The sequence below is a fragment of the uncultured Kordia sp. genome (assembly GCF_947496985.1).
In the GTDB taxonomy this organism is placed as follows: Bacteria; Bacteroidota; Bacteroidia; order Flavobacteriales; family Flavobacteriaceae; genus Kordia.
On record NZ_CANMEZ010000005.1, the window covers coordinates 117,315 to 138,490 of the forward strand.

The 21,176-nt window shown below is 33.1% G+C and carries 20 protein-coding genes; 10 read left to right on the forward strand and 10 right to left on the reverse strand.

The annotated features are described in order from the left end of the window. Positions 1-6: 6 nt before the first annotated feature. A complete protein-coding gene (locus Q0828_RS14355; RefSeq protein WP_298422329.1) occupies positions 7-852 on the reverse strand; it encodes an RDD family protein in 846 nt (281 codons plus the stop codon). Between the two features lie 330 nt (positions 853-1,182). Here Q0828_RS14355 and Q0828_RS14360 point away from each other — a divergent pair, with 330 nt between their 5' ends. Continuing rightward, the gene (locus Q0828_RS14360) at positions 1,183-1,527 is read left to right on the forward strand and encodes a dihydroorotase (protein ID WP_298422332.1); all 345 of its coding nucleotides are present in this window, start codon (positions 1,183-1,185) and stop codon (positions 1,525-1,527) included. A 6-nt stretch (positions 1,528-1,533) separates the two neighbouring features. Here Q0828_RS14360 and Q0828_RS14365 read toward each other — a convergent pair whose 3' ends face one another. Next, positions 1,534-2,079, reverse strand: a complete 546-nt coding sequence (locus Q0828_RS14365) for a GNAT family protein (protein WP_298422335.1) — start codon at positions 2,077-2,079, stop codon at positions 1,534-1,536. Between the two features lie 174 nt (positions 2,080-2,253). On the opposite strand from Q0828_RS14365, the gene Q0828_RS14370 reads away from it, so the two are divergent. Beyond that, entirely contained in the window at positions 2,254-3,609 is a 1,356-nt protein-coding gene (locus Q0828_RS14370; RefSeq protein ID WP_298422338.1) for a Mur ligase family protein, read from the forward strand. Between the two features lie 329 nt (positions 3,610-3,938). Next, positions 3,939-4,586, forward strand: coding sequence for a hypothetical protein (locus tag Q0828_RS14375; RefSeq protein WP_298422341.1), 648 nt, complete (start codon positions 3,939-3,941; stop codon positions 4,584-4,586). 45 nt (positions 4,587-4,631) lie between these two features. Here Q0828_RS14375 and Q0828_RS14380 read toward each other — a convergent pair whose 3' ends face one another. Together Q0828_RS14380 and Q0828_RS14385 are read right to left on the reverse strand one after the other, a co-directional pair. Continuing rightward, entirely contained in the window at positions 4,632-5,243 is a 612-nt protein-coding gene (locus Q0828_RS14380) for an FMN-binding negative transcriptional regulator (RefSeq protein ID WP_298422344.1), read from the reverse strand. A 6-nt stretch (positions 5,244-5,249) separates the two neighbouring features. Next, positions 5,250-5,708: a DUF1569 domain-containing protein gene (locus Q0828_RS14385; protein ID WP_298422346.1), complete on the reverse strand. Its 459-nt coding sequence runs from the start codon at positions 5,706-5,708 to the stop codon at positions 5,250-5,252. Between the two features lie 154 nt (positions 5,709-5,862). Here Q0828_RS14385 and radC point away from each other — a divergent pair, with 154 nt between their 5' ends. From radC to Q0828_RS14415, 6 genes are all read left to right on the forward strand, one after another. Continuing rightward, positions 5,863-6,558 (forward strand): DNA repair protein RadC, encoded by a 696-nt coding sequence (gene radC, locus Q0828_RS14390; RefSeq protein WP_298422349.1) that lies wholly within the window; start codon positions 5,863-5,865, stop codon positions 6,556-6,558. A gap of 160 nt (positions 6,559-6,718) precedes the next feature. Beyond that, the gene (locus Q0828_RS14395; RefSeq protein WP_298422352.1) at positions 6,719-8,014 is read left to right on the forward strand and encodes a polysaccharide deacetylase family protein; all 1,296 of its coding nucleotides are present in this window, start codon (positions 6,719-6,721) and stop codon (positions 8,012-8,014) included. After that, positions 8,007-8,690 (forward strand): YjjG family noncanonical pyrimidine nucleotidase, encoded by a 684-nt coding sequence (locus tag Q0828_RS14400; protein WP_298422355.1) that lies wholly within the window; start codon positions 8,007-8,009, stop codon positions 8,688-8,690. The genes Q0828_RS14395 and Q0828_RS14400 overlap by 8 nt, the downstream gene beginning before the upstream one ends. A gap of 132 nt (positions 8,691-8,822) precedes the next feature. Next, positions 8,823-9,377: a hypothetical protein gene (locus Q0828_RS14405; protein ID WP_298422357.1), complete on the forward strand. Its 555-nt coding sequence runs from the start codon at positions 8,823-8,825 to the stop codon at positions 9,375-9,377. A 79-nt stretch (positions 9,378-9,456) separates the two neighbouring features. Continuing rightward, positions 9,457-10,821, forward strand: coding sequence for a DUF5723 family protein (locus Q0828_RS14410; protein ID WP_298422360.1), 1,365 nt, complete (start codon positions 9,457-9,459; stop codon positions 10,819-10,821). Between the two features lie 53 nt (positions 10,822-10,874). Then, positions 10,875-11,675: a hypothetical protein gene (locus Q0828_RS14415; RefSeq protein ID WP_298422363.1), complete on the forward strand. Its 801-nt coding sequence runs from the start codon at positions 10,875-10,877 to the stop codon at positions 11,673-11,675. A gap of 98 nt (positions 11,676-11,773) precedes the next feature. Here the strand turns inward: Q0828_RS14415 and Q0828_RS14420 are convergent, their stop codons facing one another. After that, the gene (locus tag Q0828_RS14420; protein ID WP_298422366.1) at positions 11,774-13,051 is read right to left on the reverse strand and encodes a replication-associated recombination protein A; all 1,278 of its coding nucleotides are present in this window, start codon (positions 13,049-13,051) and stop codon (positions 11,774-11,776) included. Positions 13,052-13,142: 91 nt separating this feature from the next. Between Q0828_RS14420 and Q0828_RS14425 the strand changes: the two genes are divergently transcribed. Next, a complete protein-coding gene (locus Q0828_RS14425) occupies positions 13,143-13,892 on the forward strand; it encodes a rhomboid family intramembrane serine protease (protein WP_298422369.1) in 750 nt (249 codons plus the stop codon). 6 nt (positions 13,893-13,898) lie between these two features. Here the strand turns inward: Q0828_RS14425 and rlmB are convergent, their stop codons facing one another. The 5 genes from rlmB to Q0828_RS14450 form a co-directional block, all read right to left on the reverse strand. Further along, positions 13,899-14,636: a 23S rRNA (guanosine(2251)-2'-O)-methyltransferase RlmB gene (gene rlmB, locus Q0828_RS14430; protein ID WP_298422372.1), complete on the reverse strand. Its 738-nt coding sequence runs from the start codon at positions 14,634-14,636 to the stop codon at positions 13,899-13,901. Between the two features lie 72 nt (positions 14,637-14,708). Continuing rightward, positions 14,709-15,554 carry a hypothetical protein gene (locus Q0828_RS14435; protein ID WP_298422375.1) on the reverse strand — a complete coding sequence of 282 codons (846 nt, stop codon included), beginning with the start codon at positions 15,552-15,554 and terminating at the stop codon, positions 14,709-14,711. A gap of 11 nt (positions 15,555-15,565) precedes the next feature. Beyond that, positions 15,566-16,393, reverse strand: a complete 828-nt coding sequence (locus tag Q0828_RS14440; protein WP_298422378.1) for a hypothetical protein — start codon at positions 16,391-16,393, stop codon at positions 15,566-15,568. A gap of 17 nt (positions 16,394-16,410) precedes the next feature. Then, positions 16,411-17,832, reverse strand: coding sequence for a RagB/SusD family nutrient uptake outer membrane protein (locus Q0828_RS14445; RefSeq protein ID WP_298422381.1), 1,422 nt, complete (start codon positions 17,830-17,832; stop codon positions 16,411-16,413). A 12-nt stretch (positions 17,833-17,844) separates the two neighbouring features. Next, positions 17,845-20,895, reverse strand: coding sequence for a TonB-dependent receptor (locus Q0828_RS14450; RefSeq protein ID WP_298422384.1), 3,051 nt, complete (start codon positions 20,893-20,895; stop codon positions 17,845-17,847). Between the last annotated feature and the right edge of the window lie 281 nt (positions 20,896-21,176).

A 21,176-nucleotide genomic window follows, 5' to 3' on the forward strand; every position in this document is an offset into this window, starting at 1 on the left:
TAGGTTTTAATTTTGTTGGTTTAATTGTGTTAACTTCCAATCTCCATTAGGTCTCTTGCTGAGATATGCTGTAAGATTTATATTTTTTTCATTTCCTAATACTTTTATTTGTAAAGCCGCTTGACCGTTTCCGTTTGTAATATTGATACTTCCGGTTGGCATCATTCCAAAGCCTTTTATTCCACCAGTTATTGCAATGATTTCTTGATTTTGCTCAATTTCACTAATGGCTACTTTGTATGCGTCTGTACTTTTTATGATGGAACTTACAAGTATGAAAATAGAAAAGAAAAAGATGATTATAGTTGCAGCTATAGCTGAAATTCGAGGCAGTTTGGCTAGCTTATTTGGATTTTGAACAACGATAGTTTTCGCAATTGTATCTCCAAGTCTTTTTTTCTCATTGCTTGAAGCAAGAATTATGAATTCAACTGGCCAAATAAAAATAAATAAGTTTCGGATAAACAATCTTGCAAGTGAAGGTGTATCGTTTGGACTCTTATCATCAACAACCATAATACCCATAACCCATTTTCCAATACTGATTCCTTTTACGGAATCTTTAGCACTGTATAGGATGAAACTAAAAAGGAATATATATAAACTATTATTTAATACTTCATCGAAATTTGTAGCATTCATAAAATCTGCTCCAAGAAATAAAAACGTAAGCAAAACAATTAAGAATGACATTATAAAATGATCAATAATAAATGCGACAATACGTCTTTTTCTACTTGCTAGATCATATCTTTTTTCTAAATCCATGTGTGTAATGTAACTCGTTTTTCGAAATTTATATAATTTTTTTGAAGTATTGTATTGTCTGTAAGTAGAAAATAAATAGTTCATTGTTGTACAAATTGTATGTTTTTATTCAAAAAACAACCTCGTCAATATAAATGGTTTCTAGAAAACCGAAGCTTTGAGAGAATAGATTCAAGTCAGAACGAATACAACTCAAATCTAAACGCTTTACTTTGAAGGTGTATTTTTTCCATTTGCTTGTCAGTTTTATTTCTTTTTTGTCTTTTCTTAAAGATAAAGAATAACAAAGCAATTTGTTGAATTAACCGACGAATCTTGGTTGTTTTTTAATAAATTCAGATTTTTAATGTTTTATAATACAGAAAACTAATTTTATGATTATTTTTATTGTAGTAATCATATTAATTATTATCCATGAAAAAGATTTTATTAGTGCTCATTATGGGGCTTTTTTCAAGTATTATATATGCTCAAAGTGTTCATGTAGGTGATACTTTTACGATTGGTAAAGTAGCGAATGATAGTTATGATTTTATCAATTTCCCTAAAGCTAATTTGATTCAGAAAAAAGGAGGAATAGCAAATTATACAAATGTGATAGGAGAGAAGGTAGAGGTCACTTCTATTAAAAAACAGAAAGATGGAAGCTTGGTAGCAACAATTAAACTAGCTTCTAAGAAATTGTTTTTTAATAGTCACAAGTATATTACTGTTGCGATTGATGAAGCTATTAATAAAAAAGAGTTAATAGCGAATTAATAAAAGTTATTTATTGAGTTCTTCTGATTTTAGCTTGCTATACACTTCTATATCATAATAGATATTATCACGAATCCATTCGCCTTGACGTTCAATTCCTTCAAAAGTAAATCCGAGTCTTTTTGGGACGCCATTACTTGGCGCATTACCAACAGCACATTTGATTTCAACTCTATTGAAGCCAAGTTTATTGAAAATAAAATCACATAGTTTTGCTACAGATTTAGTAATGATACCTTGTCCTTGATACTCCTTAGAAAGCCAGTATCCAATTTCAGCTTTCTTATTCAGTTTGTCTGTATTCTTAACTCCAATAATACCAATAAGTATATCGTTTGTATGAATAGCAAATGTAAATTCTAAACGTTCAATAGGTGTGTTTAAAACACTATTCACAAATTGTTCACTATCGGCAAGTACTTTGGTAAAAGCAACAAATGGCAGCCATTTCCCTAAGTAGTCACGTTGACTATCAATAATATTGAAAATAGCTGAGGCATCAGTATGTTTCAGTTTCTTTAAAGTGATAATGTCGTCTACTTTTATCATCATATCAATTTCCTAGTTCTATTTGTTTTTATTGATTTCTTTGCCCATTTAGGAGTAGTTTGAGTTTTTTTAAGCGTTTAATAGTATCGAAGTTAGTTTTTTCTTGTTGAAATCTTTAAGACAATTTAAAAAAACCAAAAATCCCTTTTATCTTTACAGCTTAGAATTCTACAACTCATGCGAATACATTTTATAGCTATTGGTGGAAGCGCCATGCACAACTTAGCACTAGCATTACATGCAAAAGGATATCAAATTACAGGAAGCGATGACGTAATTTTTGAACCATCAAAAGGACGTTTGGAAGCAAAAGGATTGCTGCCAGAAGCCTTTGGTTGGTTTCCTGAAAAAATTACTACAGATTTGGATGCTATTATTTTAGGAATGCACGCAAAACCTGATAATTCTGAGTTGCTAAAAGCACAAGAATTAGGCATAACTATTTATTCGTATCCAGAATTTTTATACGAGCAATCAAAATATAAAACGCGTGTCGTTATTGGTGGAAGTCATGGAAAAACGACCATTACATCTATGATTTTGCATGTGTTAAACTATCATGATATTGCTGTTGATTATATGGTTGGCGCACAACTAGAAGGTTTTGATACGATGGTACATTTGACAGAAGAAAACGATTTTATTGTGTTGGAAGGAGATGAATATTTGTCATCACCAATTGATCGTCGTCCAAAGTTTCATTTGTATCAACCAAATATTGCGTTATTAAGTGGAATTGCGTGGGATCATATCAATGTATTTCCAACCTATGAAAATTATGTAGAGCAGTTTCAAATCTTTGTAGATTCAATCACTAGAGGCGGAAGTATAAATTACAATGAAGAAGATGCAGAAGTTGTACGTGTTGTAGAAGCTTCTGAAAATCCAATTCGTAAATTAAGCTATAAAACACCAAACTATACCATAGAAAATGGTGAGACACTTTTAGAAACGCCTGATGGTTTGATGCCAATTGAAATTTTTGGGAAACACAATTTAAACAATCTGGCTGGAGCCAAATGGATTTGTCAACATATAGGTGTTGATGAAGAAGATTTCTACGAAGCTATTTCTACCTTTAAAGGTGCGAGTAAGCGTTTGGAAAAGATTGCCGAGTACAATTCTACAGTAGTCTATAAAGACTTTGCGCATTCACCAAGTAAAGTACAAGCAACTACACAAGCAGTAAAAGAACAATATAAAGATCGAACGGTTTTGGCATGTTTGGAATTACATACATATAGTAGTTTAAATGTAGAATTTTTAAAAGAATACAAAGGTGCTTTAGATGCAGCTGACAAAGCTGTTGTGTTTTATTCGCCACATGCTGTGCAAATAAAAAAACTAGATGAGGTTTCTAAGGAACAAATTGCAACTGCTTTTGAACGTGATGATTTAATTATTTACACAGATCCAACAGCATTTAAAGAATATCTATACAGTCAAAATTTAGAAGAAACCGCTTTATTATTAATGAGTTCAGGGAATTATGGTGGATTAGATTTTGAAGCATTTACACAACATATACACTAAAACTACAAAAATATACGTTACACATATAGAACCTTAAAAAACGCATACACTATATCTCATAATTACTTTTTCAACAATCAATTTAAAATAAGTTATGAGAAAATCCTTTTTATTAGTATGTGTAGCACTCTTTTGTATTTCCTGTTATATTGACGATGATGTTATATCCAAGTGAGTTAAGCAAGTTTTGGAATAGCAAGTATTAAGAAATTTAATTCTAAACACACTAAATTCAAAGAAGCTACGTTTTGGGTACTGTACTAACACACTAAACCAAGATACTATAGATTCATAATTACTTTTTTAAAACCGATATTAATTAACTAATTATGAAAAAAACTATTTTACTAGCCTCACTAGTAGTATCTTTATTTTGTGTCTCCTGTTCTAGTGACGACAATACTATTCCTGAACCAGAAGAAAGTTTTTATGCACTTCGTGTTGGAAATTCGTGGGTATATAAACACTATCGAAGAGAAAATGCACTCTCAAATGTATTTAATGATACTGGCGTCATAGATTCTGTGAAAATTATTAGCACTGAAGAAATCAATGGTAATACTTTTTTTAAGTTTAGAATACGTACTTCTGGAAACGAATCTAATGCAGCTTTGTGTGCTCCAAACGGAGAACGTTTCGTGAATTTTAGAGATTCTCTAGGTTATTTTGTAACAGATACAGGAGTCGTTGAATTTTCTAGAGACAATAATCAAGAATTTCTATTATACACAAGTGGTTCCTTGCAAGTATATACTGCTAGAGGAGAAAATAATGAAATGATTTCTACAGCCGCAGGAGATTTTGACTGTGAGTGGATGAAAATTTATGCCAAGGAAGAACCGAATTTAGAATTGCTTCCTGCACTTGATAAAAACTATTATGCAGACGGAATAGGGAAAGTACTTAATACCTGTTCCTTTGCAAGTCAAAGTACACATGTAATGGAGAGACGTTTAATATCTTATAATGTGCAATAGTTTAGGTTTGGGTGTAATTAGTCTTGCCGCTAATTACTTTAAGTGTTATCTATCTAAAATGCCGTTAATAAAAGCCGTAACATCGTTGCGGCTTTTTTGTATTAACTCATCTTTAGCAAGGTTTGTGTCTTTGCGTGTTTTATCTTGCGAAAGCTTAAACTTTCCTTCCCAAGCAGTAATCTCCAACTTTACACCTACAATATAATCTGCAAGTGCTTGTGCTCTCGGGTTTTTTTCATCTAAAACATATGGATTTTCAGAAGTCTCTAAAAAAGAAGTCATACGTCCAATAGAGGCAATTACGTCATCATTTTTAGAAATTCGTGTAGCTTTCGCCGAAATATGCACTTTGACATAATTCCATGTAGGAAACTGTGTCGTGCTATATACATTAGGAGAAATATAACAATTAGGTCCGTGAAATATCGCTTGCGCAGGAATATTACTTTGTAGCAATTCAACATGCGGGTTAAACTTGTCAATATGTCCTATTAACGAGCCAAATTCACCATCAGTCGCATCGTATATCAATGGAACATGTGTTGTGAAAATTTCACTGTCTTTAGCGGAAATTAAAGTTGCCAAAGGATACTGTTTAATGGTTTCAATAATATTACTAAACTGAGTTTCTTGATGATGTTTTGGAGGATAGTTCATAAAATATTAAGCGTCAAATTGATTTAAATGATGATCTAAGTGTTTGTATTGCATTTTTCCCCATTGTTCATGAGTAAACGTTCCAAACATTGGATGTGCGGGCCATTCAGTAACATCTTTACATGCATGAAATTCTGAAACTAATTCAGCTAACTTTCCTTTTTCAATAGAAATTTCTTTTTCGTCACTTACAATGAAATCACGTACAGTTGGTAAATTTTTACTCCAAGGTTTATCATTATACATTAATGGTTTATATAGTTTAAACATTAATCGTTTCATAAAACCAGGTTTCTTACTGCTTTGTAATGCGCGCTTTCCCATAGCAAGTTCTAAAGGCATTTGGCAATGTGTACACATTTGACCTGCAGACATTTTTCCCCAAGAAGGAGAAGAATCTGCGGTAATTGTATCAATTCTACTTAGAATTTCATTATACGTATTTGTGTCAAAAAGTGATTTCATAAAAATTGAATTAAGAGTATTTAAAAGTACATTAATCATAATAAAAAAGCGATAAAAACATCAAAATTAACGCTTGTGCAATATTTTAAACGCTCACAAAGTATAGCTAGTTTTCTTTCTGTAAAACGAGTAGATTTAAAAAAATATATTAAAAATGGAAGACTCACATTTGCAATCTATTAAATATTGGTCAAAAGATGACAGACCTCGTGAAAAGTTAGCTTCAAAAGGAAAAACAGCTTTAAGTAATGCTGAATTGCTAGCTATTTTAATACGATTGGGAAATAAAGATGAAAGTGCTGTTTCCTTGTCTAAACGTATATTGGCTTCAGTTGATGATAACTTGAATGAATTAGCAAAACTATCCGATGATCAGCTCAAAAAATTTAAAGGAGTCGGTTTAGTAAAAGCAATTACCATTATAGCTGCATTAGAATTAGGAAAACGAAGGCAGATAGAAACCAAAGTAGAGAAGAAAAAAATTACCTCAAGTAGTATGGTTTTTGAAATTATGCATCCGGTAATAGGTGAATTACCTCATGAGGAATTCTGGATTATCTATATGAATAATTCAAACAAAGTCTTGAAAAAATTACGCTTAAGTAAAGGAGGTATTACAGGAACGTTGGTAGATATTCGTTTGGTATTAAAAACTGCATTGGAAGTTGGTGCTGTTGCTATTATTTTGGCACATAACCATCCTTCAGGAACTTTAAAACCAAGTGCTGCAGACAAAGCCATTACCAAAAAACTGAGTTTGGGTGCAGAAAATTTAGATATAAAAGTACTAGATCATTTAATTATCACAGAAAAAGAGTATTTTAGTTTCGCTGATGAAAACTTACTCTAAAAACTCGTTTAAACTTTTAGGATTTAAGCGAAAATTAGAGGTTTTGATTTTGATGAAGACTTTTTTGGATTTTATAGTGAATTATGGAGTTAAAAAAGACAAATCTAAGAATGAAAACAGCAATTTTTTAGCAAATTAAAAAAGTTTAAATGAGTTCTGAATGCTGCTAGTATATACACAAAAAATTACACCAAGACTTCGCTATACATTTAAGCACCTCATTACGCGTATACTGGGAATTCCTGTCGATTTCACAACGAAAATTGAAACGTTTATTGCGCATAATGAAGTAAAAATGTCATACGCAAAACAACCACTTGGAGACGAATTTTTTGTGCGTAGTCATGATTTATTATTTGAACAAGGCATTGGAGAAGTAGAGTTTAAAGTATTGGAATGGGAAGATGTTCCTTGCTTTTTTATGGCAGGTGAAAAAAGTACGATTCCATATGATATTTTTGCAGCAAGTTTCTATTTGTTAAGTAGATATGAGGAATATTTACCTTATGTAAAAGATGAACATGGACGTTATAGAGCTACCGAAAGTTTAGCATTTAAGCACGATTTCTTAAAAATTCCTGTTGTTGATATTTGGTGTCAGAAATTTATAAAAATCTTAGAAGAAACCTTTGAAACTTTTAACACCAATGATTACGCACAACGTTCATTTTTATATATGCCTGTTGTCAACATTCCAATTGCGTATGCGTACAAAAAGCGTGGAATGATTAGAACACTTGGTGGATACTTCTCAGATATATTTCGATTGCGTTTTTCTCGATTTTTAGATCGATCAGCGGTGTTGTTAGGAATGCGCGAAGATCCTTACGATAATTTTGAGGCATTTATCGAATTGCATAAAGAACACAAAACAAGTGCGCATTATTTTTTCCAAATTGGCGATTATTCAACTTACGATCACAACATTTCAGTATATAAAAACGTCTTTATTAGATTGATCAAAAATGTATCCGATTATAGTAAAGTAGGCTTGCTAGCATCCTATGATTCATTTACAGATGTTGAAAAATTAAAGGTTGAAAAAAAGCGATTGAACAATATTATCAATCGTCCAATGAAACGTGCACGACAACATTTTAATATGTTGAGTTTACCAAAATTCTATAGAAACTTGATTGAGCTAGAATTTACAGAAGATTATTCTATGGGATATCATGATACACTTGGCTTTAGGGCTGGTACTTGTAGTCCGTTTTACTTTTATGACATCGGTATGGAAATACAAACGCCGTTAAAAGTACATCCGTTTTGTATGGCATATTTAGGAAAACTAGAAACTGTATTACCAAACGATGAAATTCTGGAAATGGCATCGGAAATACAAAAAGTTAATGGTACTTTTATACCTATATTTCACAATGTAGCATTGTCTGAAAACAATCCTGCTTGGAAAGAATTGTATATCAGTTTATTAAAAGCGTATAGCAATGCATAATATCACAGACATTTTCTTTGATTTAGATCATACTTTATGGGATTTTGAGAAAAATTCAGCCTTGACTTTCAAAAAAATATTAGCAGAAAGTAATATTCCAGTAAACATCGATCAGTTTTTAGAAATATATGTACCTATTAATTTAGAATATTGGCGCTTGTTTCGTGAAGAAAAAATAACGAAATCCGAACTTCGTTACCAACGATTGCATAAAACCTTTACACAATTAGAAGTTGTCGTTTCTGATGAGATGATTGATCATTTATCGGAACAATATATAAAATACCTATCTACGTTTAATTATCTGTTTGAATACACAGAAGAACTACTTGATAATTTACAAAAGAAGTACAAACTTCATATTATTACCAATGGTTTTCGTGGTGTGCAGCATAAAAAAATAAAAGCTTCTGGTATTTACGATTATTTTGAACACATTATAGATTCTGAAAGTGTAGATGTGAAAAAACCGAATCCGAAAATATTTAATCATGCATTAGAATTGGCAAATGTAACTGCTCAAAATTCAGTAATGATAGGCGATAGTTTTGAAGCAGATATCAAAGGAGCAATGGCATTAAACATGCAAGTTATTCATGTGGATTTTGATAAAAAGTACAATCATTCATTGTGTCCAATTGTACGTCACTTGGCTGAAATTGAAAAAATACTGTAATAAAAGCAGTAAAATGTCGTTTTTTTATAGGTTAGTTGTTATGTAAGAAGGATCTACTTCTGAAAGTTTTATGTAAAAAACGATATAACTTAACTTGGAGTAATTCCTAGTAATTTAAAAAACAAACCCTTAATGCTAAAACGAATCCTTCCTATATTATTAGTATTTATCATTACTTCTTGTGTGAAAGATGTTGATTTTGATCAAGCGGAAGATTTGTTAATTTCTCCAGCCGTAGAATCAAGTTTAATCTTTTTTGATTTTCCAGCCTCATCATTTCAAGAACCTACAGGAACTGCAGTTGTTGTAGAACAAGATGAATTAGAACTCGATCTTTTTAATGAAGAATTTGTAAGAGATAATTTGGTTAGAGCCGAACTCTTTTTTGAAGTAACCAACTCAATTGATCGTAATTTTCGTGCAGATATTGTGATGTTTGATGCCAATGGAGGAATAACAAATTCGTTTGATATTACTGTAATGCCAGATGGAAATAATGAAGTAGTCGTAACGCATACAGAACTTTTTATAGATACCTCTCTCGATCAGTTGAAAAATACCATGCGGATACAAGTAACGTTGAGTATGTTTCCAAGTCCTGCGGGGATCCCATTAGACGATACAAGCTTAGGGAATATAAAGATGCGTTCAAAAGCCACACTTTTTTTCGAAATAGACACAGAATAATTAATAACTCCTTTTAGTGAAAAAAATTAGTATCATAATACTCCTTTTTTCTTGTTTTGTTTATGGGCAGAACAAGCAATTGCTGTATAATTTTACTGATATTCCACAATCATTATTGTCAAATCCTGGTGCAGAAGTAAATTATAAATGGCATGTTGGAATTCCTTTATTATCACATATCCATGCAAATGCAGGAGCTTCAGGAACATCTGTATATGATCTTTTTGCAGATAATGGAATTGACTTTAATGAAAAATTAAGACGTGTTGTATACAGTATGAATAAAAATGATTTTTTTACTGTAAATCAACAATTAGAAATATTCAGCGGCGGATTTGCCATTGGTCCATCATACGAAAAGAATAAATACTTATCCTTTGGGTTGTACCAAGAAATGGATCTTCATTTGTACTTCCCAAAAGACTATGCAGTACTGGCATATGAAGGAAATAGAGATAATATTGGTCGTGTATTTGACTTAAGCGATTTGAATGCAAAAGGAGAATTAATTTCTGTGTTGCACGTTGGTTTAACTACGAAGTTGAATAAAAAATGGACTTACGGTTTTCGAGGAAAAATATATTCTAGCTTGTTAAACTTTAAATCAACAAACAATAAAGGAAGTTTCGTTACGCAAGAAGGCACAAATAACTTCTATTACCACACATTTGATTTAGATTTGGCGTTTCAGACTTCAGGGTTTGCCTCTTTGGTCGATTTAGAGAATGAAGGACAAAATGACTGGAATGGGAAAGCAATTAAAGAATTACGTAAACGTGTGCTTTTTGGTGGAAACTTAGGTTTAGGGTTAGATGTTGGTTTTACTTATCACCCTAAAGAACAATGGACTGTAACTGGAAGTATTCAAGATCTTGGATTTATCCATCACACTAAAGATGTAGAAACATACACGTTAAAAGGAGAGTATACATTTGAAGGTGTAAATCCATTATTTCCAAACAATGGTTCAGGACAAACTGCGGATGAATATTGGCAAGAAATTGAAGATACTTTTGATGATTTATTCGAACTTGATACTATTACTAAAAATTATACTTCTTGGCGTTCGCCTAAATTGAATGGATCAGTTTCGTATAAATACGGGAAAAAAGTTTTAAAAGAATGTAATTGTACTGCTGAAGATGGCGATTATTTAAATGAAGTAGGTTTACAAATATATGCAATTGGTAGACCAAGAAGACCGCAAACGGCTGTAACTGCTTTTTATTACCGTCGATTATTTAGTTTTTTGAGCGGAAAAGTGACGTACACAGCTGATACTTTTTCAAAAACCAATATTGGCTTGGGAATTTCTTCGCATATCGGAAATGTGAATTTTTACATCATGGCAGATAATCTCTTAGAATATCAAAATTTAGCGAAAGCGAACTATGCTTCTGTACAACTAGGGTTTAATTATATTTTTCCTGCTACTAAAAAGTAACGGATTCCAATAAAATCCTTATTTTGGAGCTCAAAATACACAATACCATTATTATGAAACGTTTTCTAGCAGTTATTATATTTCTATTTATTACAGCTTCTGGTTTTTCACAAAAATTAGATAGCTATAAATATGTAGTAATTCCGTATGAGTTTGAATTTTTGAAAAAGCATGATAAATATCGTGTAAATTCACTTATGCGTTTTCTGTTTAAAAGCGAAGGGTTTGGAGTATTGTATGATTCTGAAACGTTTCCACAAGATTTAACTGATGATAGATGTTTGGCATTGTACTTAGATCTTGAAGATGACTCTGGAATGTTTGTTACAAAGACTAAAATTATATTGAAAGACTGTTCTAATCAAGTGATTTTAGAAAGTGAAGAAGGTACCTCAAGAACGAAAGCGTACGAAAAAGCATATAATGAAAGTGTTCGAAATTCGTTTGAGTCCATAAAAGCACAACGGTATTCGTATACACCAGCTAAAAGAAAAAAAGTTGTCGTTCCATCAAAATCAGCAGTTACAGAAACCGTTACAAAAAAAGTTGAAGAAGTAAAAAAAGAAGTTGTTCCTGTAAAAGAAACGATGACAGTTAAAGAAGTAAAACCTATAGTTGTAAAGCCAGTTACAAAATTAAAAGAGGAAGTTCTGTATGCGCAACCTTTAGAAAATGGTTTTCAGTTGGTAGATCGTTCGCCAAAAGTGGTAATGATTCTCCTAAAAACAGGAGTGCCTAATGTTTATCTTGTAAAAGGAAAAGATGCTATTGTATACAAAGAAAACGGCAAATGGATGTTGTCTAATGCTACCACATCAGGACATGAAGTGTCTGTTTTGAATGTGAAGTTCTAACTTCGGGTTTGCTCAGTTGTCTTTGATGTTTTTTATTTAGGGATGAATAACAACATTTATTTTTAAAAGTTTATTGTTAGTTTTTCCAAACATCTACACTAATAGTCATATTTATCTTTCCAGCGATTTTTTAAGAAATCACGAAGACTTTTTTCACGTGGATTGCTTCCAGGATTATAGATTTTAGTATTTGAAATTTCATCGGGTAAGTATTCTTGTGCGACAAAATTATTGTTGAAATCATGCGAGTATTTGTAATCTTCGCCATACCCTAAATCTTTCATTAATTTAGTTGGTGCATTTCGTAAATGTAACGGAATTGACAAATCGCCAGTTTCTCTGACAATAGCTTGTGCTTTTTTGATTGCCATATACGAAGCATTACTTTTTGCAGAAGTGGCTAAATATACGGCACATTGACTTAAAATGATACGTGCTTCAGGATATCCGATAATAGAAACCGCCTGAAAGGTATTCGTTGCAATAACCAAAGCTGTCGGATTGGCAATTCCGATATCTTCACTTGCAGAAATCAACATTCTTCTTGCGATAAATTTTACATCTTCTCCACCTTCAATCATTCTGGCTAACCAATATACAGCTCCATTAGGATCACTTCCACGAATCGATTTTATAAAAGCAGAAATAATGTCGTAGTGTTGTTCGCCAGTTTTGTCATATAAAACCGTGTTTTTTTGCACGCGACTTAACACGAGTTCATCTGTAATGATAACTTCATCGGTTCCTTCCGAATTGATAATGAGTTCAAAAATATTCAATAATTTTCGTCCATCACCACCAGAGAGTTTTAATAGTGCTTCTGTTTCTTTTAGTGTAATTTTCTTTTGAGAAAGTTGCGTATCCTGTATAATAGCACGTTTTAGTAACCGTTCTAAATCTTCTTTTCCAAAAGGATTTAATATATATACTTGACAACGTGACAATAAAGCGGGAATGACCTCGAAACTAGGATTTTCAGTAGTAGCACCAATTAACGTAACCCAGCCTTTCTCAACAGCGCCAAGCAGTGAATCTTGTTGTGATTTGCTAAATCGATGAATCTCATCAATAAATAAAATTGGATTCTTAGTAGTGAATAAACCACCATCTTGCTTTGCACGTTGAATAACTTCACGCACATCTTTTACACCGGAACTAATCGCGCTAAGCGTATAAAAAGGACGATCAGAAGTTGTAGCGATAATATTTGCTAAAGTAGTTTTTCCAGTTCCTGGAGGTCCCCAAAGTAGGAGCGAAGGAATAATTCCTTGTTTTATTTGACGTGTTAATACACCAGTTTCTCCCACTAAATGATCTTGACTTATATAGTCTTCCAACGTTTTTGGGCGAATGCGTTCTGCTAATGGTTCATTCATGGGATAAAAATAAGATATTACTAAGGAAGTGACAATTTTTCATGTGAATTCATCTTGGCTAATTTTTTGACTATTTGATTTAAAATTGTCTATGAAATCCAAACAGCAACATCCTTTTGTGTTTACACCGGAAGTAGTATTACTACCTTTTCTGTTTATATTAATTATTTGGTTTGTGTTTTGGTCTGAGGTTCGTTTTGGATTTCGATTTAATGATTATGGTGTATATCCAAGAACATTGAAAGGAATGCGAGGTATTTTATTGAGTCCACTTATTCATGGAAGTATGCGACATGTATGGAATAATACAATTCCATTATTCTTGTTAAGTGCTGCAGTTATTTATTTCTATAGGTCACAACGTTGGACCATTTTTATTATAGGATTATTAGGTTCAGGAATTTTAACGTGGATTATTGGTAGAGAAGCCAATCATATAGGCGCAAGTGGTTTTATTTATGTATTGATGAGTTTCATCTTTTTTAAAGGAGTAATTACCAAATACTATCGATTTGTAGCCTTGTCTTTAATTATCATGTTTTTATATGGTGGAATGCTCTGGTATTTATTTCCGATAGAAGAAACCATTTCTTGGGAAGGCCACTTAGGTGGATTTATTACAGGATTTCTTTTAGCTGTTTTTCTTCCAGTTGTATATACTAAGAATACGTACGAGTGGGAAAAAGAAGAATTTATCCCAGAAAATGATCCATTTATGAAGCATTTTGATGAGAATGGAAACTTCATAGAGACCTTACCCGATGAAGTAGAAGAGGAGTTGCCTACCATAAAGGTCAACTATATTTTTGTCAAAAATGATAGAGTTGACCAAGAAGAATAGACTTTTCTATTGGCGTTGTCTTACTATTTCATATAAAAACGCACCACATGCTACAGACACATTTAAAGAAGCAATTTCACCTAACATTGGTAACTTAGCCTGCTGATCTACAATTTTTAAAATAGAAGGAGAAACGCCTTTACCTTCTGATCCCATAACAATAGCAACAGGAGCTGTAAAATCAACATCGTATAAATTGTGTTGCGCTTTTTCAGTAGCAGCTACAATTTGTACACCTGAACTTTGTAAATGATAAATTGCATCTTTGATGTGATCTACTTTACAGATTGGCATTTTAAAGATAGCACCAGCGGATGTTTTTACTGCATCAGCATTTACTGGAGCGCCACCTTTTTTCTGTATAATAATTCCATCAACACCAGTACATTCTGCGGTTCTAATAATAGCACCAAAGTTACGAACATCACTTAATTGATCTAAAATTAAAAACTTAGGTATGCGTCCAGATTCAATAACATTCAAAACTAATGTATCTAAATCATGAAATTCTATTGGAGAAATCAAAGCAATTACACCTTGATGATTTTTTTTGGTAAGTCTATTTAGTTTTTCAGGTGGAACAAACGAAGTACTGATTGCATTTGCTCTTAAAAGATGGTCTAATTCGTTGAATAGCTCTCCTCTAAGACCTTTTTGAATGAAAACTTTATCAATAGTGCTTCCAGAGTTTATAGCTTCTATAATGGCTCTTATGCCAAATATTTGAGTGTTATTGTTTTGCATAGGACAAATATAAAATAAAAAACCACCCAGTTGGGTGGTTTTTTGTATATGTATTATAATATAATATTATTTCTACAATGGTGTGTAAACTGATACACCGTTTTCTCCGTATCCTTCGTTAAACCAAGAGATAGTTACTACTCCAGTAGCAATATCAACTTCGTTAACACCTCCACTTAATGGAATACAAGCTCCCCAAGGGTCACCTTGATCAGTCCACTGGATTTTATTACAAGAGTTGCTGAATGTTACATCAAAACTTGTTGGTCCAGTTCCATAAGCAGTTGAGTAAGGACCTCCATTGTAAAGACCTCCTGAGAAATCTTGGATGAAGAATGTCCCGTCTCCGTTGTCAACGATCTCACTAACTTGCGTATTTGGGTTGAAGCTAGGTAAGAAATCATGGAATCCGTAGTTAGTAGTTACACTATACATTCCACCTAAGTCTAATGTAAGGTCACATACTAAGTTTACAGTGTGAGTAGTTGTAGAAGAACCATCAGATAATCCTACAGAAACTCCTCTAGATGCAGTTTGTAATACGATGTTAAAAGTAATATCTGAAGCTACTAATGCTGTAGCAGCAGTTGGAGTTACATTTAATTCGATTAAAGCTGTATTTGTATCAGCAGCAATTTTTACATTACCACTAGCTGTAACAGCGTCACTAGAAGATCCTAATACATCTACAAGTGTATAAGTTACATTTACATCACTCTTATTAATAGGAGCAGTAAAGTTAACAGGTACAGTAATACTAGTTAAAGTATTATTTACAGATTGAGTTGTTGATGCACTTGGAAACTCTATCCATCCAGATTCTGGGTTGGAAGAAAATCTACCATCATCATCTTTTGCACAACTATATGCAAGCACCAAAACTAATGGCAAGATGAAAGCTTTCATTATTTTTTTCATAACAGGGTTGTTTATATTTTGGTTAAAGTGAAAGAACTTAATAAGTAAGGACCACCACATGATGCATTAGGGTCTTCTGTGTAAAAGATTGTAAAAGTTTGATCAGAACTAAGATCATAATCTGAGTTGTTATCTCCAGCAGTACCTAAAATATAAGCAATATCTGGATCAGCACAAGCAATAGATGGATCAGTGTCAGCAAGGATCAATTTACCACAAACTAAAGAAACAGTAACAGTAATTGGACCTCTAAATGCAGGTAATACAGCATTTGTAAAGCTTCTAGATGAAGCAGATGAAGCAGTTAAAGTAACTACACCTGGATCAAAGTTAGAAGTTCCATTTCCTGGACCTATAACAGCAACACCATCAGCAATTTGGTAATCACCAATCATGTAATCTGCTGGGATAGGACAAACCTCAACAAGAGTAACCGTGTGAGAATCAGTACTTCCTGTAATTCCTGGAGAATCATCAATGTTCAAAATTAAACTTCTAGAGTCAGTTGTTAAACCAGCATCAATACCAGTTACAGTTAATGTACCGAAGTATTCGTTTGCAGGAATAGTAACTGTAGAGCTAAAAGAGTACATAGCAGCATCAGCAGTAGAAGCAGCATCAGCACTAACGGCTACAGTTCTTTCTACACTAGATAATGTACTTACTCCAATTGTTACAGTCGTAGTATTTGTTTGATTGATTTCAACTTCTAATGATGAAGATGAAGCATCAAAAAATGCTAATGTTGCTCCTCCTACACCATCATAAATTGTTTCTTCAAAATCACCACATGATACCAAGAAGGCACATGCGATGAATAGTTTTATAAAATTTTTCATTTTCTTTCTTTAATTTATTAATTATATCCTGGAGTTTGAGTCATATTAGCATTACCATCTAATTCAGCAGCAGGTACAGGTAGTGTAAATCTATGATCATTAGCAGGTAAATCACAGTTAGATGTTCCACTAGTTCCTCCACAATCTAATAAAGCTTGAGATCTTACGATACCAGTACCAGTAATGTCACGAGTTCTTTTAAGGTCAATAAAACGATGTCCTTCAAAACATAATTCTAATCTTCTTTCGAATAAGATATCAGTGATAGCTTCGTTGATGTTAGCATAAGAAGGAAGAGCAGCAGTTCCGCCAGTTCTTGCACTTCTTAATGTTTGAATCATAGTAGCAGCTCCTGAGAAATCAGAAGTTCTAGCTTTAGCTTCAGCATTAATTAATACCATTTCAGAAGAACGGAAAACTTTGATATCATTTAAGTATCTATTTCCACCAGATCCTGGGTATTTGTTAACACGCTCTTGTGTATCAGCAACAAAATTTGCATCAAGGTTAGTCCAAATAGTAGCATTACGAACATCACCTGCAGGTATGATACTAACTAATTCATTAGAAACTTCAATGAAAGAACCTCCCGAGTTTGTAAACATCCAAGTTCCTCCAGCTAAAGGATCTCCTACAACTCTATCAGCTTTAAAAATAACCTCAGTGTTATCTGTGTCATCAAACATAGCAACATACTGAGTTTGGTTTGCTAACGGATATGCATTGATTAACTGCTGAGATAAAGTCATTGCAGTTGAGTTATCACCTTCATATAATGCCATTCTAGCTCTAACAGCTGTAAGGAAATCTCTTGTAATTCTTGTTACATCTGTAATAGAAGCATCAATAAAACCTTCTGCAGTTGTTAAATCAGATTTGATACCTGTTAAAACTTCACCAACAGTGTTTCTTGATGGTTGCTCTAAGATAACTACATAGTCAATATAAGGTACTGACTCAGTAGCAGCATTATAATCCTGAGAATAGAATGCTAATAAATCAAGGTGAGCAAGAGCTCTTAATGCATAACATTCACCAAGAATGTTGTCATAAGTTGCTTGTTCAGCAGCATTTTGAGGAGCAATTCCTCCTGCAGCAGAAATAAGACGGTTAATACTGTTGATTAACGCGTAGTTACCTGTCCAAATTTGAGTTGCTCTGAATGTACTAGCAGTAACAACGAAGTTATGTTCGTTGATACGCTGTCCACCATTGTCTTCTCCAACTTTTGTATCATCTGTTAAGATAGAAGAGAAGTCTAAGTTAGCTTCAGGTGTATAGTTTGCAAATACGGCATTCATACCTAATACTAAATCAGGAACAGAAACAAATGCATTTTCTTCAGGAATCGAGTTCTCTGGTAAAATATCTAATGCATCATTACATGAGTATGTAAATGCTAGCATTAGTATTAATATTGATAAATTTATTTTTTTCATTTTTCTTTTTTTTTAAAAGTTAACATCTAATCCTAATGTCCATGTTTTAGGTGTTGGGAATTCAAAGAAAGTTGAATTAATGTTTGATTCTGGATCGAATCCTCTCCACTTAGACCAAGTTAAAAGGTTTTGTCCTTGAACATACATTCTTATACTTGAAAATAAATTTGTTTTCCCTAAAATGTCTTTGTCTAATGTGTATGAAAGTGTAACATTTCTTAAACGTAAGAAAGATGCATTTTCAATATAACGATCTGTGTTTAAAAGTCTTGTAGAACCGAAAGCAGAAGATGGGATATCAGTAATATCTCCTGGCTGTTGCCATTCTCTAATAATAGATGTAGACTGGTTAGAAATACTAACTAATGTTGGATCTTCAACTACAGCTAAACTACCATTATATCTATACTGATCGATAGCATAAGAGAATAATGCATTTAATGCAAATCCTTTGTATTGAACGTTAGTTCCGAATCCACCAACAAATTTTGGATCTTGAGTTTTGTCAAGAATTACACGATTGTCATCAGTGTATGTGTCTGTAATGTTTCCATCAGAATCATAGTATAATGGAGAACCATTAGCAGGGTTAACACCAGCCCAACGAACTGCATAGAAAGAACCAAATGGATCTCCTTCAGATAAAGCTGTACGAGTAGTTTCAATTAAACCATCACCTACTAATTTAGTGATTTCGTTTTTGTTGTATGCAATGTTACCATTAACAGACCACTGTAAACCTTTTCTATCATCACTTCTGATAATATCATAGCTTAAAGCTAATTCAACACCAGTATTCTTCATCTGACCAACGTTAGCGTTGATAGAGTTAACTGAAGATATAGTAGAAATTGGTCTATTCAAGAATAAATCATCTGTTGTTTTCTCATAGAAATCAAGAGAACCACTTAATCTGTTTGACATCATAGCGAAGTCAATACCTATGTTTGCTTGAGTAACAGTTTCCCATTTCAAGTCAGGGTTAGCAATCTGAGAAAGCCAGTATCCGTTTGTTCCTTGGTATCCTTGTCCTGAACCGTTGAAGTTTCCTCCACCGTTTCCAGTTCCAATTAAGTTAAATCCTCCAAAACGTGCAGCAGCTCTATCGTTACCTGTAGTACCGTAACTACCTCTTAATTTTAATTCGTTAAGGAATTCTACACCTTCCATGAACTTCTCATTGTGGATGTTCCACTTACCAGATACAGACCAGAAAGTACCCCATCTGTTCGTTTTGCTAAATCTTGAAGAAGCATCACGTCTAATAGAAGCTTGGAAACCATATTTGTTATCATAGTCATATTTACCAACTGCAAAGTAAGAGAATAAACCTCCATTTGTAGTTGTAGAGAAAGCTGTAGGGATATAGTTGTAAAGATCATTGTTAGGACCTTCTGTTGTATTTCCTGCTGTGAAACCAGCTCCAACTCCAGGCAACTTTGGATCTAAACCAAAAGCTTCAAATCCGTAAGTATCGAAATGTTCTTTGTAGTATTCTGTGAAAGCAGAAACTTCTACACTGTGTACATCTTTAAAAATGTTCTTATAAGTAACAAATGAGTTAATGTTAAAAGAAACGTTTCTTGTGAAGTTCTCAGCGTGAGAACCTTTGATGATTGCAGCTGTAGGGTTGTTTGTATCATTGTTTAAACCTCTTAAACTGTTTGGATCAGTAATAGTAAGACCATTGATTTGCTCATAATCCATACCAATAGAACTTCCAACTGTTAGGTTTTTAGCAACTTCTAAAGTAGCTCCAATTTTACCAACAATCTTTAATTCGTCTTGAACAGATGTGTTTAAAGTTGCAGTGTTTAAGGCAACGATAGGTGAGTTTCCAAATCCTGTTGTCCCGTTTCCTGTTAAGTCTAAAGATCCATCTGGGTTGTAAGGGTTTAATGCTGGACTACCAATATATGCATTAATGAACGGGTTGTTTAATGAACCTGATCCTGCGTTTGCTGGATTATCATTAACACTATAACCCATTGTTAAGTTAGTAGTCAAGTTAAACTTATTGTTAGAAGAAGAAACATTCGTATTGTTTCTTAAAGTGAAACGCTTTAAGTTACTACGTAATGTAATACCTTCTTGCTCAAAATATGCTACAGACGTATAACTAGTAGTGTTTTCTCCACCAGTAGTTACATTAACTTCATGCGATAATGTAGTACCCGTTCTTAATAAGATATCTTCCCATTTTGTGTTTACTTGGTTAGATAAAGCATTAATCTGAGTGTCAGAGAAGGTATTGAAACCTCTTTGTCTTAAATACGTTAAGTATTGTCTAGAGTTCATTAACTCAAAATTAGGATCGATCGTAGTAGATTGACCATAAAGAGATCTATACTGAATACGTGTTCCTGAGTTCTTCTTACCTGTTTTTGTAGTAACGATGATTACACCACCCGCAGCTCTATTTCCATAAAGTGCAGAAGCTGATGCATCCTTTAATACAGAAACATTCTGAATGTCATTCGCATTTAAACTTCTAAAGTTATCTTCGTTTACAGGAACTCCATCAATAATGAATAAAGGCTCAACGTTTCCTTGTACAGAGTTTCTACCTCTTAATAAGATAGTACCACTAGCTCCAGGCTGACCTGAACTTGTTTGGATGTTTAAACCTGCTGCCTGTCCTTGTAAGATTTGATCTATAGAAGCATTTGGAACTTGCTCTATTGATTCAGATTTTACAACGGAAATCGCAGATGTTACATTTGATCTTTTTTCAGACCCGTACGCAACGACTACTACCTCTCCTAATGTATTGTCTGATTCTAATTGTACATTTATTGAAGATGATCCAACTGTAACTTCCTTTGCTTTATACCCTATATAACTGAAGACAAGTGTTTGCCCGTTGTCAGCTTTAATAGAATATTTACCATCGAAATCAGTTGTTATACCTTTAGATGTACCTTTAATTGAAACAGTTGCTCCTGGTAATGGTAAACCGGTGTCATCGGTTACTGTTCCAGAGACAGTCTGTTGTTGTGCAAACAGAATCTGCACAAATAACGCTAGGAATAGCGTTAGAATTCCACTAAACTTTGTTCTCATTTTTTTAATTTATTTGAATTAGCTATCGCCAAAAATCCTAATTTTATGTTAATAATCCAATTTTTTTTTCTTAAAAATCAATTTAAATCGCAAGTTTTTTAGAAAAAGAAGGCTAATTATCAGAAGAGAAAAGCTGTTACAGTCTTAGAAATGAAGGGGCTGCGATCTTAAAATGAAGTGTATTATCATTAATTTAGACTTTTGTTAAATATTTTAGCAAATTGATAAAATACTCTGTATTAGGTAGATGTTTTGTGGTTTTTTGCAATAACTGATTGTAT

What these genes read in the sequence shown, in the direction of transcription:
- Q0828_RS14355 (WP_298422329.1), bottom strand. Translation starts at nt 852, where the DNA reads ATGAACTATTTATTTTCTACTTACAGACAATACAATACTTCAAAAAAA.
- Q0828_RS14360 (WP_298422332.1), top strand. Translation starts at nt 1,183, where the DNA reads ATGAAAAAGATTTTATTAGTGCTCATTATGGGGCTTTTTTCAAGTATT.
- Q0828_RS14365 (WP_298422335.1), bottom strand. Translation starts at nt 2,079, where the DNA reads ATGATGATAAAAGTAGACGACATTATCACTTTAAAGAAACTGAAACAT.
- Q0828_RS14370 (WP_298422338.1), top strand. Translation starts at nt 2,254, where the DNA reads ATGCGAATACATTTTATAGCTATTGGTGGAAGCGCCATGCACAACTTA.
- Q0828_RS14375 (WP_298422341.1), top strand. Translation starts at nt 3,939, where the DNA reads ATGAAAAAAACTATTTTACTAGCCTCACTAGTAGTATCTTTATTTTGT.
- Q0828_RS14380 (WP_298422344.1), bottom strand. Translation starts at nt 5,243, where the DNA reads ATGAACTATCCTCCAAAACATCATCAAGAAACTCAGTTTAGTAATATT.
- Q0828_RS14385 (WP_298422346.1), bottom strand. Translation starts at nt 5,708, where the DNA reads ATGAAATCACTTTTTGACACAAATACGTATAATGAAATTCTAAGTAGA.
- radC (WP_298422349.1), top strand. Translation starts at nt 5,863, where the DNA reads ATGGAAGACTCACATTTGCAATCTATTAAATATTGGTCAAAAGATGAC.
- Q0828_RS14395 (WP_298422352.1), top strand. Translation starts at nt 6,719, where the DNA reads ATGCTGCTAGTATATACACAAAAAATTACACCAAGACTTCGCTATACA.
- Q0828_RS14400 (WP_298422355.1), top strand. Translation starts at nt 8,007, where the DNA reads ATGCATAATATCACAGACATTTTCTTTGATTTAGATCATACTTTATGG.
- Q0828_RS14405 (WP_298422357.1), top strand. Translation starts at nt 8,823, where the DNA reads ATGCTAAAACGAATCCTTCCTATATTATTAGTATTTATCATTACTTCT.
- Q0828_RS14415 (WP_298422363.1), top strand. Translation starts at nt 10,875, where the DNA reads ATGAAACGTTTTCTAGCAGTTATTATATTTCTATTTATTACAGCTTCT.
- Q0828_RS14420 (WP_298422366.1), bottom strand. Translation starts at nt 13,051, where the DNA reads ATGAATGAACCATTAGCAGAACGCATTCGCCCAAAAACGTTGGAAGAC.
- Q0828_RS14425 (WP_298422369.1), top strand. Translation starts at nt 13,143, where the DNA reads ATGAAATCCAAACAGCAACATCCTTTTGTGTTTACACCGGAAGTAGTA.
- rlmB (WP_298422372.1), bottom strand. Translation starts at nt 14,636, where the DNA reads ATGCAAAACAATAACACTCAAATATTTGGCATAAGAGCCATTATAGAA.
- Q0828_RS14435 (WP_298422375.1), bottom strand. Translation starts at nt 15,554, where the DNA reads ATGAAAAAAATAATGAAAGCTTTCATCTTGCCATTAGTTTTGGTGCTT.
- Q0828_RS14440 (WP_298422378.1), bottom strand. Translation starts at nt 16,393, where the DNA reads ATGAAAAATTTTATAAAACTATTCATCGCATGTGCCTTCTTGGTATCA.
- Q0828_RS14445 (WP_298422381.1), bottom strand. Translation starts at nt 17,832, where the DNA reads ATGAAAAAAATAAATTTATCAATATTAATACTAATGCTAGCATTTACA.
- Q0828_RS14450 (WP_298422384.1), bottom strand. Translation starts at nt 20,895, where the DNA reads ATGAGAACAAAGTTTAGTGGAATTCTAACGCTATTCCTAGCGTTATTT.